At 67.2% G+C, this 16,614-nt stretch carries 11 protein-coding genes; 9 read left to right on the forward strand and 2 right to left on the reverse strand.

Annotated elements, in window-relative coordinates; all coding sequences use genetic code 11:
* Positions 1 to 63 precede the first annotated feature (63 nt).
* The 5 genes from G4G71_RS02440 to G4G71_RS02460 all read left to right on the forward strand — a co-directional run bounded on the left by G4G71_RS02440 (position 64) and on the right by G4G71_RS02460 (position 8,142).
* Positions 64 to 1,893, forward strand: coding sequence for a DUF1302 domain-containing protein (locus G4G71_RS02440; RefSeq protein WP_240964869.1), 1,830 nt, complete (start codon positions 64 to 66; stop codon positions 1,891 to 1,893).
* Between the two features lie 11 nt (positions 1,894 to 1,904).
* Positions 1,905 to 3,242, forward strand: coding sequence for a DUF1329 domain-containing protein (locus tag G4G71_RS02445; RefSeq protein WP_240964870.1), 1,338 nt, complete (start codon positions 1,905 to 1,907; stop codon positions 3,240 to 3,242).
* A 465-nt stretch (positions 3,243 to 3,707) separates the two neighbouring features.
* Positions 3,708 to 5,801, forward strand: coding sequence for a 3-hydroxyacyl-CoA dehydrogenase NAD-binding domain-containing protein (locus G4G71_RS02450; protein ID WP_169935267.1), 2,094 nt, complete (start codon positions 3,708 to 3,710; stop codon positions 5,799 to 5,801).
* Positions 5,802 to 5,810: 9 nt separating this feature from the next.
* Positions 5,811 to 7,001 (forward strand): acyl-CoA dehydrogenase family protein, encoded by a 1,191-nt coding sequence (locus G4G71_RS02455; protein WP_169935268.1) that lies wholly within the window; start codon positions 5,811 to 5,813, stop codon positions 6,999 to 7,001.
* 10 nt (positions 7,002 to 7,011) lie between these two features.
* Entirely contained in the window at positions 7,012 to 8,142 is a 1,131-nt protein-coding gene (locus G4G71_RS02460; protein ID WP_169935269.1) for an acyl-CoA dehydrogenase family protein, read from the forward strand.
* 38 nt (positions 8,143 to 8,180) lie between these two features.
* On the opposite strand, the gene G4G71_RS02465 is transcribed toward G4G71_RS02460, so the two are convergent.
* Positions 8,181 to 9,122 (reverse strand): IS481 family transposase, encoded by a 942-nt coding sequence (locus G4G71_RS02465; RefSeq protein ID WP_169935270.1) that lies wholly within the window; start codon positions 9,120 to 9,122, stop codon positions 8,181 to 8,183.
* A gap of 353 nt (positions 9,123 to 9,475) precedes the next feature.
* Positions 9,476 to 10,261, reverse strand: coding sequence for an IclR family transcriptional regulator (locus G4G71_RS02470; RefSeq protein ID WP_024763684.1), 786 nt, complete (start codon positions 10,259 to 10,261; stop codon positions 9,476 to 9,478).
* A gap of 198 nt (positions 10,262 to 10,459) precedes the next feature.
* Here G4G71_RS02470 and G4G71_RS02475 point away from each other — a divergent pair, with 198 nt between their 5' ends.
* The 4 genes from G4G71_RS02475 (at position 10,460) to G4G71_RS02490 (ending at position 16,576) form a co-directional block, all read left to right on the forward strand.
* On the forward strand, positions 10,460 to 12,091 hold the full coding sequence (locus G4G71_RS02475) for a long-chain-fatty-acid--CoA ligase (protein WP_169935271.1): 1,632 nt from the start codon (positions 10,460 to 10,462) through the stop codon (positions 12,089 to 12,091).
* Positions 12,092 to 12,138: 47 nt separating this feature from the next.
* Positions 12,139 to 13,662, forward strand: coding sequence for a 3-hydroxyacyl-CoA dehydrogenase (locus tag G4G71_RS02480; protein WP_169935272.1), 1,524 nt, complete (start codon positions 12,139 to 12,141; stop codon positions 13,660 to 13,662).
* Between the two features lie 137 nt (positions 13,663 to 13,799).
* Positions 13,800 to 15,158: a DUF1254 domain-containing protein gene (locus G4G71_RS02485; RefSeq protein ID WP_169935273.1), complete on the forward strand. Its 1,359-nt coding sequence runs from the start codon at positions 13,800 to 13,802 to the stop codon at positions 15,156 to 15,158.
* 2 nt (positions 15,159 to 15,160) lie between these two features.
* Positions 15,161 to 16,576 (forward strand): DUF1254 domain-containing protein, encoded by a 1,416-nt coding sequence (locus G4G71_RS02490; RefSeq protein WP_169935274.1) that lies wholly within the window; start codon positions 15,161 to 15,163, stop codon positions 16,574 to 16,576.
* Positions 16,577 to 16,614 lie beyond the last annotated feature (38 nt).

A 16,614-nucleotide genomic window follows, 5' to 3' on the forward strand; every position in this document is an offset into this window, starting at 1 on the left:
TTGTGGCGGAAAGGGCCGCCGCCGTCATGGTGCTCCCGCGGTACCTCATACCCGGAGCCCATAATGACAAGAATCCATCCGGCCGCCGTTCCCCCCGTCTGCCGGGGGCGGCGCCCACGCAGCTTTGCCCAACCTCTCCTGCTGAGCCTCGCGGTGACCGGCGCCAGCCACGCGCAGGCCACCACCTTCGAGATGAACGACGACTGGAGCCTGTCCACCAAGACCACGCTGAGCCTGGGCGCCAGCTGGTCGGCGCAGGACCCGGACCGGCACCTGATGACCCACGCCAACGCGGTGCAGGCGCAGCACATCAATAACGCCGACGGCACCAGCGTCAGCGCCGACGACAACCGCCTGAACTTCAAGAAGGGCGACCCGATCTCGCAGATGTTCAAGGGCCTCACCGACTTCAGCCTGGAGGGCCAGGGGCAGGGCGCCTTCATCCGCTTCAAGTACTGGTACGACAACGCCTACGAAACCGGCGACGGGCGCTTCAAGGACTTCGACGACAGCGGCTGGCCGACCCTGGCCCGCTACCACGGCTTCGATACCCTCGATGCCTACGTGTGGAAGGACTTCGACGTCGACGAGCATCCGCTGAACCTCAAGCTCGGCAAGCAGGTGCTGTCCTGGGGCGAGGCGATCCTGATCCAGAACGGCATCAACGTAATCAACCCGCTGGACTACAGCGCTTTCAACAAGCCCGGCGTGGACATCAAGGAAGGCCAGCTGCCGGTGGAGATGCTTTCCTTCAACCTCGGCCTGACCGACAAGGTGAACCTCGAAGGCTTCTACCAGTACAACTGGCGACCCAGCGTGCTGGACGGCTGCGGCACCTTCTTCGCCACCAGCGATGCCATCCAGCCCGGCTGCGGGCCGCTGTACCTGAGCCAGACGCAGACCGACGCGCAGATGCAGGCCAGCGGCCTGTACGCCGCCCATGGCGACGACCAGGACCCGTCCGACCAGGGGCAGTGGGGCGTTGCCCTGCGCACGCTGATCAGTTCGCTGAACGACGCCGAAGCGGCGTTCTACTACGTCAACTACCACGCACGCCTGCCGTACCTGGAGCTGACCGCGCGGGACGCCAGCAGGCCCGGCAACTTCCCCATCGGACGGGTGCAGGGGCCGGTGTATGCCGCGGCCTTCCCCGAGAACATCCACCTCTACGGCATGAGCATCAACGGCGCGCTACCCGGCTGGGGCACCTCGCTGGCGGCGGAGCTGAGCTACCGGCCGAACATGCCGGTGGGCCTGAACGGCCCGGACATGAACGTGGCAATGATCACCGGCCCGGCCGGCAGCTCGGCCATCGACGGCATCCCCGCCAGCGCCACTACCAGCGGCCAGTCCCTGGATGGCTGGGTGCGCAAGCCGGTGTGGCAGATGACTGCCTCGGCCACCCAGATCATCGACAACGTGCTCGGCGCCACGCGCCTGACCCTGCTCGGTGAAGCTGGCGTGGTGCATGTCGGCGATGTAGGTGATGAACGCCTCGGGCGCAACGCCGCCTTCGGCCGCAGCGCGCGCCTGGATGGCGCCGCCTGCAATGCGCCGAGCACCGGAGTGACCAACCGCTACTGCACCGACGACGGCTTCACCACGCCCTGGTCCTGGGGCTACCGCCTGCGCGCGGGCCTGGAATACAGCGATGTGCTGCCCGGCGTGAACATGCTGCCCAGCCTGAACTTCCGCCATGACGTGGAGGGCTACTCCTACGATCCGGGCGGCCCGTTCCAGGAAGGGCAGATGGCGGCCGGCCTCTCCCTGGCCTTCAACTACCTCAACGATTACAGCCTGGAGTTCGGCTACAACGCCTTCTTCGGCAACAACAAGTACAGCACGCTCGACGACCGCGACTTCTACAGCGTCAGCGCCAAGGTCGACTTCTGAGGAACCTGCCGATGCAACTCATGCGAATCACTGCCCTGGCGCTCGCCATGGGCCTGGCCGTTGGCGCCCACGCCGACTCCGTCGCCGACCTGGGCGGCAAACTCACCCCGGTGGGCGCCGAGAAAGCCGCCAACGCCGACGGCAGCATCCCCGCCTGGGACGGCGGCCTGGCGCCCAACGCCGGGCAGGTCGACGCCAAGGGCGGCTACGCCAACCCCTACGCTGCCGAGAAGCCGCTGTTCAGCATCACCCCGGCCAACGCCGCGCAGTACAGCCAGTGGCTGAGCCCGGGCGAGCAGGCGATGCTCAAACGCTACCCGAATACCTACAGGATCAACGTCTACCCCAGCCACCGCAGCGCTCGGCTGCCCGACGAGATCAACGCCGAGACTCGAAAAAACGCCGAGCAGAGCAAGCTCGCTGACGGCGGCAACGGCGTGCTCAATTACCACCGGGGCGTCCCGTTCCCGCTGCCCAGGGAAGGCGTCGAGGCGATCTGGAACCACATCACCCGCTACCGCGGCGGCAGCATCGAGCGCACCTTCAGCTCGGCCAACGTGAAGGAAAACGGCGTCTACAGCCTGGTGCGCTCGCAGACCGAGATGAACTACGCCGAGACACTCTCCGACCTGCCGGCCGACGCCAATGTCCTGTTCCTCTTCAAGACCCGTGTACTGGAGCCGGCACGGCTGTCTGGCGAAGCCGTGCTGTCCCACGAGCCGATGGACCAGGTGGCCGAACCGCGCGCCGCCTGGCAGTACATTCCCGGCCAGCGCCGAGTGCGGCGCGCCCCGCTGATCGCCTACGACAACAGCGCGCGCTACAGCGACGGCATGATCACCGCCGACAGCCTCGACGGCTTCAACGGCGCGCCGGATCGCTACGACTGGAAGCTGGTGGGCAAGCAGGAGCTGTTCGTGCCCTACAACAGCTTCCGCCTGTACGACCGCTCGGTGAAGTACGCCGACATCCTCAAGACCAACCACCTCAACCCGGACCTGGCGCGCTTCGAGAAGCACCGCGTGTGGGTCGTCGAGGCCACTCTCAAGCCAGGCGCGCGGCACATCTACAGCAAGCGCCGCTACTACCTGGACGAGGACAGCTGGAACATCGTCCTCGGCGAGTTCTACGACAGCCGCGGCGAGCTGTGGCGCAACTACCAGTCCCACGCCATGCCGTATTACGACAAGCAGTTCACCTACGAAGCGCTGGCGGGGGCCTTTGACCTGATCAGCGGGCGCTACTTCGTCAACGGCCTGATGAACGAGGAGAACAGCGGGCTGAAGACCGGGCAGACAGCGAAGATGAGCGACTACACGCCGTCTGATCTGCGGCGCTGGGCGAAGTAAGGCTTCCGCTCCTTTGTCCCGGCTGGGCGTAGCCGGGGCGGTTGCGCCCTCTCCGGATTACGGAGAGGGCGTTTTTGTTTTTCGGCGGGATGCTGCTGGGCTGCCCGGCGCAAGTGCATTCCCTCACCCTAACCCTCTCCCAGGGGGAGAGGGGACTGTCCTGAGCGAGCTGCTCATTCGGCGTTAGCCGGCTGACTCAGAAACATCCGCAAAGCGCCGAACGGCCCCGGAGCGGGGCGTACAGCCAGGGCTGGGGTGAGGGCAAGCCCGAGCACAATTACCCCCCTTGTAGGAGCGAGCTTGCTCGCGAATGGGGTTTCCGGCGACTCCGGTGCCAGGCGGTTCGCGAGCAAGCTCGCTCCTACAATCGAACCGGAAGTCCTTCCTATCGACAAGAAAAAATCAGCATCGTATTCTGCACAGCGAAACATGATTCCGTAAAACAAAAGAAAGACGGAGCACAGCATGTCAGAAGCGGTACAGCTCGAACGCCGGGGCGAGATCGCCCTGGTGACGGTCGACAACCCACCGGTGAACGCCCTCGGACACGCCGTCCGCGCCGGGCTCCTCGCCGCCTTCCAGCAGGCCGATGCCGATCCGCAGGTGCGCGCGGTGGTACTGGTCTGTTCCGGGCGCACCTTCATGGCCGGCGCCGATATCCGCGAGTTCGGCAAACCGCCGCAGGCGCCTTCGCTGCCGGAAGTGGTCGAGGTCATCGAAGGCTCGACCAAGCCCAGCGTTGCCGTGATCCACGGCACGGCCCTGGGCGGCGGCCTGGAAGTCGCGTTGTCCTGCCATTACCGCATCGCCCGCCGCGATGCCCAGGTCGGCCTGCCGGAAGTGAAGCTCGGCCTGCTCCCCGGCGCCGGCGGCACCCAACGCCTGCCGCGTCTTGCCGGTGTGGAAAAGGCCCTGGACATGATCGTCAGCGGCACGCCGATCCGCGCAGCCGAAGCCCTGGAATTCAACGTCGTCGACGAACTGTTCGACGGCGACCTGAGCGAAGCCGGCCTCGCCTTCGCCCAGCGCCTGCTGGCGGACGGCAAGGGCCCGCGCCGCACCGGCGAGCGCAACGAGCGCGTGCAGCAAACCGGCCTCGCCGAGGTGATCGCCCACAAGCGCGGCGAAGTGCAGAAACGCCTGCCCGGCCAGTTCTCCCCACAGCGCTGCATCGACGCCGTGGAAGCCGCCACCCAATTGCCGCTGCGTGAAGGTCTCGCCCGCGAGCGCGCGCTGTTCCAGCAATGCATGGAGTCGCCGCAGCGCGCCGCGCAGATTCACGCCTTCTTCGCCGAGCGCGAAGCGGCCAAGGTCGAAGGCCTCGCGCCCGAGACTCAACCGCGCGAGGTGCGCAGCGCCGCGGTGATCGGCGGCGGCACCATGGGCGTGGGCATCGTCCTGTGCTTCGCCAACACCGGCATCCCGGTGAAGCTGCTGGAAGTGAACGACGAAGCCCTGCAACGCGGCCTCGACCGCGCCCGCAGCCTGTACGCCGCCAGCGTGGCACGCGGCAGCCTGGGCGCCGAAGAGATGGAGCGGCGCCTGGGCCTGATCAGTGGCGTACTCGATTACGCCGCGCTGGGCGACGTGGACGTGGTGGTCGAAGCCGTGTTCGAAAGCCTGGAAGTGAAGCGCCAGGTCTTCGAGCAACTGGACGCTGTGTGCAAACCCGGCGCAATCCTCGCCAGCAACACCTCCTCGCTGGACCTCGACGAAATCGCCGCCTTCACCAAGCGTCCGCAGGACGTGATCGGCCTGCACTTCTTCAGCCCGGCCAACGTCATGCGCCTGCTGGAGGTGGTGCGCGGCAAGGCCACCTCGGACGCCGTGCTGGCCTCCGCCATGCAGCTGGGCAAGCGCCTGAAGAAGGTCTCGGTGGTGGTCGGCGTATGTGATGGCTTCGTCGGCAACCGCATGATCTTCCAGTACGGCCGCCAGGCCGAGTTCCTGCTGGAGGAGGGCGCCACACCCGCGCAGGTGGACCGTGCGCTGCGCACCTTCGGCATGGCCATGGGGCCGCTGGCGGTGCGCGATATGTCGGGCCTGGACATCAGCCACGCGATCCGCTCGCGCCAGCGACCGAATCTGAAACCCGGCCAGACCCTGCCCACCGTACTCGACCACCTGATCGCCGCCGGCATGCTCGGGCAGAAGACCGGCACCGGCTTCTACCTGTACGGCGAAGGCGGCCGCGCCCCGCAGGACAACCCGGCGCTGCCGGCCATGCTGGAGCAGGCCGCGACCGAACGCGGCATCAGCCGTGGGCTGGTGAGCGACGAGGAAATCGTCGAGCGCTGCATCTACGCGCTGATCAACGAGGCGGCGAACATCCTCGACGAAGGCATCGCCCAGCGCGCCAGCGACGTCGACGTGATCTTCCTCAACGGCTACGGCTTCCCCGCCTGGCGCGGCGGCCCGCTGTTCCATGCCGACAGCGTCGGCCTTGCCCACGTGCTCGAAAGAATCCGCGAGTTCCACCAGCGTCTTGGCGCCTGGTGGAAACCCGCGCCGCTACTCGAACGCCTGGTGGCCGAAGGCCGCCGCTTCGCCGATCTCTGAGGACCTGCCATGGACATCCATTTCACCCCCGACGAACTGGCCTTCCGCGATGAAGTCCGCGCCTTCCTCGAAGCCAGGTTGCCCAAGGACATCGCCACCAAGGTGCGCCTGGGCAAGCACCTGAACAAGGGCGACCACCAGCGCTGGCAGCGCGTGCTGACCGAGCAAGGCTGGTACGCCACGCACTGGCCGGAGGAATACGGCGGCACCGGCTGGAACGCCGTGCAGAAGCACATCTTCGAGGAGGAATGCGCCGCGTTCGGTGCGCCGCGCACCATCCCCTTCGGCGTCAACATGGTTGCCCCGGTGATCATCAAGTTCGGCACACCCGAGCAACAGGCGCACTACCTGCCACGCATCCTCGACGGCACCGACTGGTGGTGCCAGGGCTACTCCGAACCAGGCGCCGGCTCCGACCTCGCCTCGCTGAAGACCCGCGCGGCGCGCGACGGCGATCACTACGTGGTGAGCGGCCAGAAGACCTGGACCACCCTCGGCCAGCACGCCGACTGGATATTCTGCCTGGTGCGCACCGACCCGGAGGCGCAGCAGCAGCGCGGCATCAGCTTCCTGCTGATCGACATGCAGACACCGGGCATCACCGTGCGCCCGATCATCACCCTCGACGGCGAGCACGAGGTCAACGAAGTCTTCTTCGACAACGTACGCGTGCCGGTGGAAAACCTCGTCGGCCGCGAGAACGAAGGCTGGACCTGCGCCAAGTACCTGCTCACCTACGAGCGCACCGGGCTGGCCGGCATCGGCGCCTCCAAGGCGGTGCTCGCGCACCTCAAGCGCGTGGCCAGCCGCGAGCTGTGCGACGGCAAGCCGATGCTCGAAGACCCGCTGTTCCGCGCCCAGGTAGCGGAGGTGGAAATGCAGCTGATGGCCATCGAGATGAGCACCCTGCGCATCCTCGCAGCCGCCCGCGAAGGCGGCGTTCCGGGCGCAGAAAGCTCGATCCTGAAGGTGAAGGGCACCGAAATCCGCCAGGCCATCAGCCACCTGCTGCGCAAGGTGCTCGGCCCCTACGCGCTGCCCTTCATCGAGGACGAATTCGAGCTGGGCGCCGAGCCGCTGCACGCGGACTATTCGGCGGCGCCCGCCAGCCAGTACTTCAACCTGCGCAAGCTGTCGATCTTCGGCGGCTCCAACGAAATCCAGAAGAACATCGTCTCCAAGATGATTCTCGAACTGTGAGGCACCGAGCATGGACTTCAAACTGAGCGAAGAGCAGCAGATGCTGCAGGACACCGCGGCGCGCCTGGTGCGCGACGCCTATCCGTTCGACAAGCGCGAGGGCTTCAGCCAGAGCGAGCGGGGCTACAGCGTCGACTTCTGGCGCCAGCTCGGCGAGCTGGGACTGACCTCGGTGTCGCTGCCGGAAGGCTACGGCGGCTTCGGCGGCGGCGTGGAAAGCATGCTGGTGCTCACCGAACTGGGGCGCGGCCTGTGCCTGGAGCCGTACCTGCAATCGGTGGTGCACGGCGGCGGGCTGATCGCCCAACTGGGCAGCGAGGCGCAGAAGGAGCATTGGTTGCCGCGCATCGCCAGCGCAGAGGCGCAATTGGCCGTCGCGCTGGAAGAGCCGCAGAGCCATTACCAGTTGCATGACGTGCAGACCCGCGCGGAGCAAACCGGCGATAGCTGGAAACTCAGCGGCCGCAAGGCGGTGGTGATCGGCGGGCAGAGCGCCACGGCGATCCTCGTCTCGGCGCGGGTGTCCGGCAATGCGCGGGACGACGCGGGCATCGGCCTGTTCCTGGTCGACCCGCAGCAGGCTGGTGTCACTCGCCGCGAGTATCCAACCGTGGACGGCCAGCGCGCCTGCGAGCTGTTCCTCGACGGCGCTATCGGCGAAGCCATCGGCACGCCGGGTGAGGCGCTGCCGGCACTGCGTTACCAGCAGGGCCGCGCCATCGCCGGGCAATGCGCCGAAGCCCTCGGCAGCCTGCAGGAAGCCTGCGCGCTGACCCTGGACTACCTGAAGACGCGCAAGCAGTTCGGCATCCCCATCGGCAAGTTCCAGGTGCTGCAGCACCGCATGGTGGACATGCGCAGCGAACTGGAACAGGCCACCAGCATGGCGATCCTCGCCGCCTGCGTCGCCGACCAGCCCGACAGCGCCGAGCGCAGCCGCACCCTGGCGGCGGCCAAGTTCATCGTCACCCGCGCCGCGCGCTACGTCGCCGAGCAGGCGATCCAGCTGCACGGCGGCATCGGCATGACCTGGGAATACGTCCTCGCGCACCACGCCAAGCGGCTGGTGATGCTCAGCCACCAGCTGGGCGATGACGATCATCACCTGAAGGTTTATGCAGGACTGATGGAAGTCGCGTGAGGCGCAACGCCGTTTCGTTGTAGGAGCGAGGGGGACGCCTAGTTGTGTAAACCCAGTAGGTTGTTCAGTGGAATGCGGCTGATGGGTGGGCAGTAATGCAGACTGGAGTGAGGCCTGTGCCAGTTGTATTGGTGTAGCCAGAGGGCCAGATGCTGGGCGCGCTGCTCAGAGCTCTCGTAGCTACGGGCGTAGGCCCACTCCCGCAAGCTGGTTTGAATGAAGCGCTCAGCTTTGCCATTGGTACGTGGGGTGTAGGGTCTGGTGCGGATATGTCGTAAGCCCAGACGCCGGCATAGGCGGCGGAATAGACCTGATCGGTAGCAGGCACCGTTGTCAGTCATGACCCGAGTAAATCGAATCTTCAGCGAGCGGTAGTAGCGCAAAGCCTGGAGCAGAGCGCGACAGGCACTTCCACCTCGTTCATCAGCATGCAGGCTGGAGAAGGCGATGCGCGAGGCATCGTCGATGGCGACATGGACAAACTCCCAGCCCGCTCCGTCAGAGCCCATCAGCCGGGTTCCCGTAACTCGATGTCCCGGTCTCCAAAAGCGTGCGAGCTTCTTGATATCCAGATGCAGTAGATCACCTGGTTGAGCGTACTGATAACGCCTGATCGGCGGAGCGGGCTCCAACTCGGGGAGCCGATTGAGTCCGAGTCGTTTGAGGTGGCGAGCGATGGTACTGACTGCCAGCCCTAACTCGTTGGCAATTTGCCGATAGGTTTGACGGGCGCTGCGCCGCTCAATCAGCCTTTCGAGCCGGGACTCGGGTGTGGCATGGGGGCAGGCGTGAGGGCGCGAAGTGCGATCCATCATGCCGGCCTCTCCCTCTTCGCGGTAACGCCGAAGCCATTTGTAGGCCGTACGTACGCTGACACCGGCCGCCTGCGCTGCCTCTTCAGCACGTAACCCCTGAAGCATGCGCTGGACTAAAAGGGCTCGACCGCGCGGTGTAAGACGGGCATGTTTATGCAGGTTCATTCGGGGCTCCTGGAAGGATTGGTTGGTCGCACTTCCAGTTTTCCGGGTAAGCCCCGGATGAACAACCTACCGAGAGATCACACCTAGTCCTTGCTCGCGAAAGGATTCACCGGCGGCTCCAATGCTGGGCGGTTCGCGAGCAAGCTCGCTCCTACAAGGGGAAGTCCTGAGCGGAAGCCTGCCCTCTCCCTAACCCTCTCCCTGAAGGGAGAGGGGACTGTTCTGAGCTGATGGATATGCCGGCGCTCACCGGCTAACTACGTCATTTCCGAACACGCCGATCGACTCCCTCTCCCTTCAGGGAGAGGGCTGGGGAGAGGGTGCATGAGCGGCAGCGGAGTTGATCGCGAAAATCAGGCCCCGAGGCTCTCGATATCCCGCGCCAGAATCTCCAGCTCATGGGCCAGCGACCCGCGCAGCGTCTCCTCGCTGAGCTGGAACGACGGCGCCCCGCAGGTCAGCGCCATCAGCCCGCCGTCGGCCAGGCGCAGCGGCACACCTGCCGCGCGCACGTTGCGGTCCCAGTCGCCCAGCGACAGGCAGAAGCCATGCTCGTAATACTCCTCGAAGGACGCATCGAGCGAGGCGCGCATCACCGACCAATCCCCTTCGTGACGCTCCTGCAGCGCCGACAGCAGATGCTCGCGCTCCTGCTGAGGCGTGGCGGCGAGATAGGCGCGGCCGGCGGCGGTGGTGGCCAGCGGCAGGCGCACGCCGGCGTCCATGCGCAGGGACGTCGCTTCCGGCGGGCGGCAATTTTCCACGTAGATCATCGACAGCCAGTCACGACAGGTCAGGCCCACCGTGGTGTTGGTGCGGCGGGCGAAGGCGTCCATGTACGGCTTGGCCAACTGGCGCACGCGCAGGTTGGAAACGTAGGCGTAACCCAGCGCCAGCACGCCTGAATCGAGCTGGTACTTCTCGTGCTGCTGCGAGTAGCAGAGGTAGCCCAGCTGGGTCAGGGTGTAGGTCATGCGCGACACCGTTGCCTTGGGCAGGCCGGTGATCCGCGAGATTTCCTGGTTGCCGAGCACCACCGAGCCGTGGGTGAAGGCGCGCAGCACGTCCAGTCCGCGGGCGAGCGCCTCGACGTACTTGCGGTCCTTGGGGTTGCTGCTGTCTTCGACGTCGTCGCTCATGGGGCCTCGGCGGGGTATTCAGGTGGACGAGCGCCGCGCGCGGCGCGGGCGAACGATAGCAGATCGACCCCATTCCCCGCAGCGGTCCGGGCCTGCTCGTTGCGCCAGGCAAGCCTATCGCATACCATCAATTTCGACACGCTGTTTCACTGTGCAGAACAACAATTCGAAGCTCAGAGAAAAAGTACGGAGAAGTCGATGCCTGCCATTGCGACCGGATACGTGGCCAGCGAGATCGCCCGCCACGCCTACCAGAACCTGTACGACCTGCTGCAACGTGCCTCCCGCGAGTTCCCCGAACGCCACGCGTTCTCCTGCGGCGACAGCCATCTCACCTTCGCCGAACTGGACCGCCAGGCCGACGCCTTCGCCCGCTACCTGCGCCACCACGCCGGCCTGCAACCCGGCGACCGCCTGGCGCTGATGCTGCCCAACTCCCTGCAGTACCCCATCGCCACCTTCGGCGCGCTGAAGGCCGGCGTGGTGCTGGTGAACACCAACCCGCAATACACCGCCAGCGAGTTGCGCCACCAGTTGGCCGACTCCGGCGCCAGCGCCGTATTGCTGCTCGACCGCCTGCTGCCGCTGCTGCACGGCGTACAGGCGCACAGCGAGGTGCGGCAGATCCTGCTGACCTCGATCGACGACATGGAGCGCCCCCAGTTCGACAGCGACGAAACCGACTGCACGCGCTTCCAGCAGGCCCTGCGCCTGGGCGCCGAAGCGCCGCCGGTGCCCATCGAGCCGGGGCTGGATCGCCTCGCGCTGCTGCAATACACCGGCGGCACCACGGGCGTCTCCAAGGGCGCGATGCTCAGCCACCGCAGCCTGGTCGCCAACGTCGTGCAGACCCTGGAACTGTTCCTGCGCCCCGGCCTGCTGGAGCCGGCCACCGACGTGCGCATCGCGCCGCTGCCGCTGTATCACATCATGGCGTTCTCGACGAACCTGCTGTCCTCGGTGGGCATGGGCCTGCACACGGTGTTCATCCGCGACGGTCGCAACCTCGACGAGATCATCGGCGCCATGCGCCGCTATCCCTTCACCCTGATGAGCGGGATCAACACCCTGTTCGTCGGCCTGATGAACCACCCGGATTTCCCCGCCGTCGACTTCAGCCACCTGAAGTGGGTGACCTCCGGCGGGGCACCGCTGAACCGCGAAGTGGGCCGGCGCTGGGAGGCCGCGACCGGCGCGCCGGTGCGCGAAGGCTTCGGGCTCACCGAGGCATCGCCCGTGGTCTCCACCGGCACGCTGCACAGCCCGTATCGCGAGGGCTACGTCGGCCAGGCGCTGGTGGATACCGAGCTGCGCACGGTGGACGAGGAGGGCAACGACACCGGCCCCGACCAGCCCGGCGAGCTGTGGCTGCGTGGCCCGCAGGTGATGCAGGGCTACTGGCAGCGCCCGGAGGAAAGCGCCCAGGTGCTGACCGCGGACGGCTGGCTGAAGACCGGCGACATCGCCGAACTGGACGCCAACGGCATGCTGAAGATCGTCGACCGCAAGAAGGACATGATCCTGGTCTCCGGCTTCAACGTGTTCCCCAACGAGGTGGAAGACGCCGTGATGCGCCACCCCGGCGTGCGCGAGTGCGTGGCCATCGGCGTGCCGGACGAGCGCAAGGGCGAGTCGGTGAAGCTGTTCGTCAGCCTCAAGGATGAGTCGCTGGCGCCGGCGCAGATCATCGCCCACTGCCGCGAGCACCTCACCGGCTACAAGGTGCCGAGCTTCGTCGAGGTGCTCGACGAGCTGCCCAAGACCAGCGTCGGCAAGTTGCTGCGCCGTCAGCTGCGCGACCTGGAGCTGGCGAAAAGGACCACCGCGTGAGCGCAGGGTCTATGGTTGAAGCAGGTTCGCACGACGAGACCCGCCGCATGACCGAGTCCTTCCAGCGTATCGGCGTCATCGGCGCCGGCGCCATGGGCCGTGGCATCGCCCAGCTGTTCGCCAGCGCCGGCCTGCCGGTGCGCCTGTACGACAGCAACCCGCAGACCGTGGAGCAGGCGCTGACCTTCAACCGCGAGCTGCTGGAACGCGCGGTGGCCAAGGGCAAGCTCAGCCCGGAAGCGCTGGCGGCGACGATGCAGCGACTGTTGCCCACCCACAGCCTCGATGAGTTGGCCGACTGCGACCTGCTGATCGAGGCGATCATCGAGGACCTCGGCGCCAAGCAGGCGCTGCTCGCCGAGCTGGAAAAACGCGTAGCGCCGGACGCCGTGCTCGCCAGCAACACCTCGTCGCTGTCGGTCACCCGTATCGCCGCGCGCTGCCGGCATCCAGAACGGGTCGCGGGCTTCCATTTCTTCAACCCGGTGACGCTGATGCGCATCGTCGAAGTGGTGCGCGGCCAGCGCACCGACGAGTCGGTGGTGCGCCGCCTGAGTCGGCTGGCGGAGCAGGCCGGGCACTTCCCCGCGGTGTCGCCGGACAGCCCCGGCTTCATCGTCAACCACGCCGGCCGCGCCTTCAGCACCGAAGCGTTGCGCATCCTCGGCGAAGGCATCGCCAGCCCGGCGCAGATCGACCGTATCCTGCGCGACGGCGTGGGCTTCCGCATGGGGCCCTTCGAACTGCTCGACCTGACTGGCCTGGACGTCTCCCACGCGGTCATGGAATCGCTCTACCAGCAGTTCTACCAGGACCCGCGCTACACCCCGTCGCCGCTGGCCGCGCAACGTGTCGCCGGCGGCCTGCTCGGGCGCAAGAGCGGCGAAGGCTTCTATCGCTACCGCGACGGCCAGCCCGTGCGCGAAGCCGAAGAACAGCACGACACCGTACTGCTCAATCGCCCGTACTGGCTCGACAGCCAGGACCCCGAACTGCGCCACCGCGTCGCCGCGATCCTCACCCTCGGCGGCGTGGTGCTGGAGACCGGCGACGGGCCGTCGTCCCGCGCCATCTGCCTGGTCACGCCGCTGGGCGTGGATGCAAGCACTCGCATCGACGCCCTCGGCCTGCCGCCTGATCGCAGCCTGGCGCTGGAAACCTTCACCGAACTGGACCGCCGCCGCGTACTGATGCGCCAACCGGCGCTCGACCCGGCGCTGGAGGCCCAGGCCCGCCAGGCCCTGGGCAGCGACGGCGTGCCGGTGGAGGTGATCAACGACTCGCCCGGCTTCATCTGCCAGCGGGCGATCGCCGGCATCGTCAACCTCGGCTGCGAGATCGCCCAGCGCGGCATCGCCACGCCGGTGACGCTGGACCGCGCAGTGCAATTGGCGCTGGGTTATCCGTTCGGCCCGCTGGCCTTCGGCGAACACTATGGCGCGGCACGTATCCTCACCATCCTCCAGGGCCTGCAGGCGTGCTACGGCGAGGCGCGCTACCGGCCCAGCCCCTGGCTGCGCCGCCGCGTGCAACTAGACCTGCCGCTGCACAGCCCCGATCGGGCGGAGTAGTTCCACCGGCAGCGATGATCGTTTTCTGTCCGCTGGCGCTTACGGCCGGCAGCTCGGCGTGGCGCACTCTGCGGCGATGCCTGGCGCCGGCGCGCGCGGCGGGGCCGGGCGAGAACAATAACAACGAGGAACACGTCATGCGCCAATGGCTGCCCGCACTCGCCCTTCTGCCCCTGCTCGCCGGCCACGCCTGGGCCGCCGGGCCAACGCCACAGGAGGCCCGCGAACTGGCCTCGCAGGCCTATCTGTTCGCCTTCGCCACCGCCGAGCACGGCAAGACCCTGCAGGCCATCGCCGCCAAGCTGCCGGTCAATTACCTGTACAACAAGACCGCGCTGCTCGGCCCGGAAGACCGCACCGTGGTCTCGCCGAACAACGACACGCTCTACTCCTACGCGCTGCTCGACCTGCGCGAGCACCCGGTGGTCCTCGATGTGCCGGCCGTGCCGCAGCGCTACTACAGCTTCCAGCTGATCGACATGCGCACCAACAACCTCGACTACATCGGCACCCGCGCCACCGGGCGTGCGGCGGGCAGTTTCCTGATCGCCGGCCCCGACTGGGACGGCCAGGCGCCCGAGGGCTTCAAGGGCCAGGTGATCCGTTCGCCCAGCCGCATCGTCTTCCTGCTCGGCCGCACCGCGGTCGATGGCGAAGCCGACCTCGACGCCGCCAAGGCCGTGATGGACGGCTACAAGCTGCGCAGCACCAAGCCGACGCTGCTGCCGCACAAGATGGACGTGCCGGAGTACCTGCCGACCAAGGAAGGCCCGGCGGAAAACGCCTTCATCGACTTCAACGGCCTGTCGGCCTGGCACGCCTGGACTCCGGAAGAACAGGCGCGGCTGAAGCAGTTCGCGCAGATCGGCGTGGGCACCGGCAAGCCTTTCGACGCGAAGCAGCTGCCGGCGGACATCGCCCAGGCGGTGGAGCAGGGCGCCGAGGACGGCCGCGAGAAGATCCGTGCCGCCACCGAACGCTTCGCCGCGCCGGTGAACGGCTGGCAGAATTCGCCGACCAATATCGGCCACTACGGCAACGACGACCTGACCCGCGCGGCGGTCGCCTGGAAGTACATCTACGCGAACGACCCGGCCGAGGCGATGTATCCGCTCACCCGCGTCGACGCTGCCGGGCAGGCACTGGACGGCAGCCGCGCCTACACCCTGCACTTCGCCCCCGGCCAGCTGCCGCCGGTGGATGCCTTCTGGTCCGTCACGCTCTACGACGGCAAGACCCAGATGCTCGCGGCGAACCCGCTCAACCGATACGCCATCAACAGCGCCAGCGACCTGAAGAAGGACGCCGATGGCGGCCTGACCCTGACCATCCAGCATGCCCAGCCGGCCGGCACCGACAACTGGCTACCGGCGCCGCCGGGGCCGTTCAACCTGATCCTGCGCATGTACCTGCCCCAGGCAAAGGCGCTCAAGGGCGAATACCTGCCGCCAGCCGTCCAGCCCATCGCCAGCAGCGCAATCACCAGCAAGGAGTAGCCATGAACCCGATCCTGACCCGCCGCCGGCTCATCGGCGCCAGCGGTGCGCTCGGCTTCGGCCTGGCGCTTCCCGACTGGCTGCTCGCGGCCTCTTCCCAGACGAGTGATCCGGCCATGCCCCAGGCCTCCACCGACCAGGAAACCGTCCGCCAGGCGTGGCTCTACGCCTACCCGATGCTGATGCACTACCAGACGATGCAGAAGCAGGCGCTCGATGCGAAATCGCCGGAGTACGTCGGCGGCTTCGGCGTGTTCCGCCACTACAGCGAACTGTTCACGCCGAACAACCGCGACATCGTCACGCCGAACAACGACACGCCCTATTCCTGGGCCTGGCTCGACCTGCGCGCCGAGCCCTGGGTGCTCAGCGTGCCGGCGGTGGCCGAGGACCGCTACTACGTGCACCAGCTGGTGGACCAGTACACCTTCAACTTCGGCTATGTGGGCGTGCTCAGCACCGGCCGCGAAGCCGGTGACTACCTGATCGCCGGGCCGGACTGGAAGGGCGAGACGCCGGCCGGCATCCGCCAGGTGCTGCGCAGCGAAACGCAGATCGCCATGGTCCTGGGCCGCACCGGCCTGCGCGATGCCAACGACTTGCCGGCCGTGCGCGCATTGCAGCAGCAGTACCGTCTGCGACCGCTGCACGAGTTCGCCGGCAGCACGGCACCGGCGGCCCCTCCGGCGGTGAACTGGCTGCCGTGGGAATTTCCCCGCGACCTGGGGCCGGGCTTTATCCCGCACCTGAACCAGGTCCTCGCCTTCTGCCCGGTGGACCCGAGCGAGGTCGAACTGCGCAAGCGCTTTGCCCAGGTCGGCATTGGCGCCGGGCTGGCCTTCGACCCTGCCGCCCTCTCCGCCGCGCAGCGCACGGCGCTGGGCGCCGGCATCCAGCAAGGCGTGGCGGAACTGAAGGCAAAGGTGGCGACGCTGCGTTCCTCCGCTGGCCTGTTCGGCACCCGCTCGGCGATGCACAACGATTACCTCAGCCGCGCCGCCGCGGCGGCCAGCGGTATCTACGGCAACAGCGTGGAGGAGGCGATCTACTTCGGCACGCGCAGCGACAGCAGCCAGCAACCGCTGGTGGGCGGCCAGCGCTACCGCCTGCACTTCCCGGCCGACGCGCTGCCGCCGGCGAAGGAGTTCTGGTCGATCACCCTCTACGACCTGCCGGACCGGCAACTGGTAGCCAACCCGCTCCAGCGCTACTGCCTGAGCAGCCGCGATCACCTCGCGCGCGACGCTGACGGCGGAGTGACGCTGTACATCCAGGCGGATTCGCCCGGCCAGGCGCTGGAGGCGAACTGGCTGCCGTCGACCCAGCAGGGGCCGTTCAACGTCATCCTGCGCATCTACGGGCCGGAGCAGAAGGTGGTGGGCGGGGAGTGGAAGATGCCAGGGGTGGAGCGGGTCTGACACAAGCCGCCACCGTCCTGCATTGGTTCGCGAGCAAG

The organism is Pseudomonas multiresinivorans (genome assembly GCF_012971725.1).
GTDB lineage: Bacteria > Pseudomonadota > Gammaproteobacteria > Pseudomonadales > Pseudomonadaceae > Pseudomonas > Pseudomonas multiresinivorans.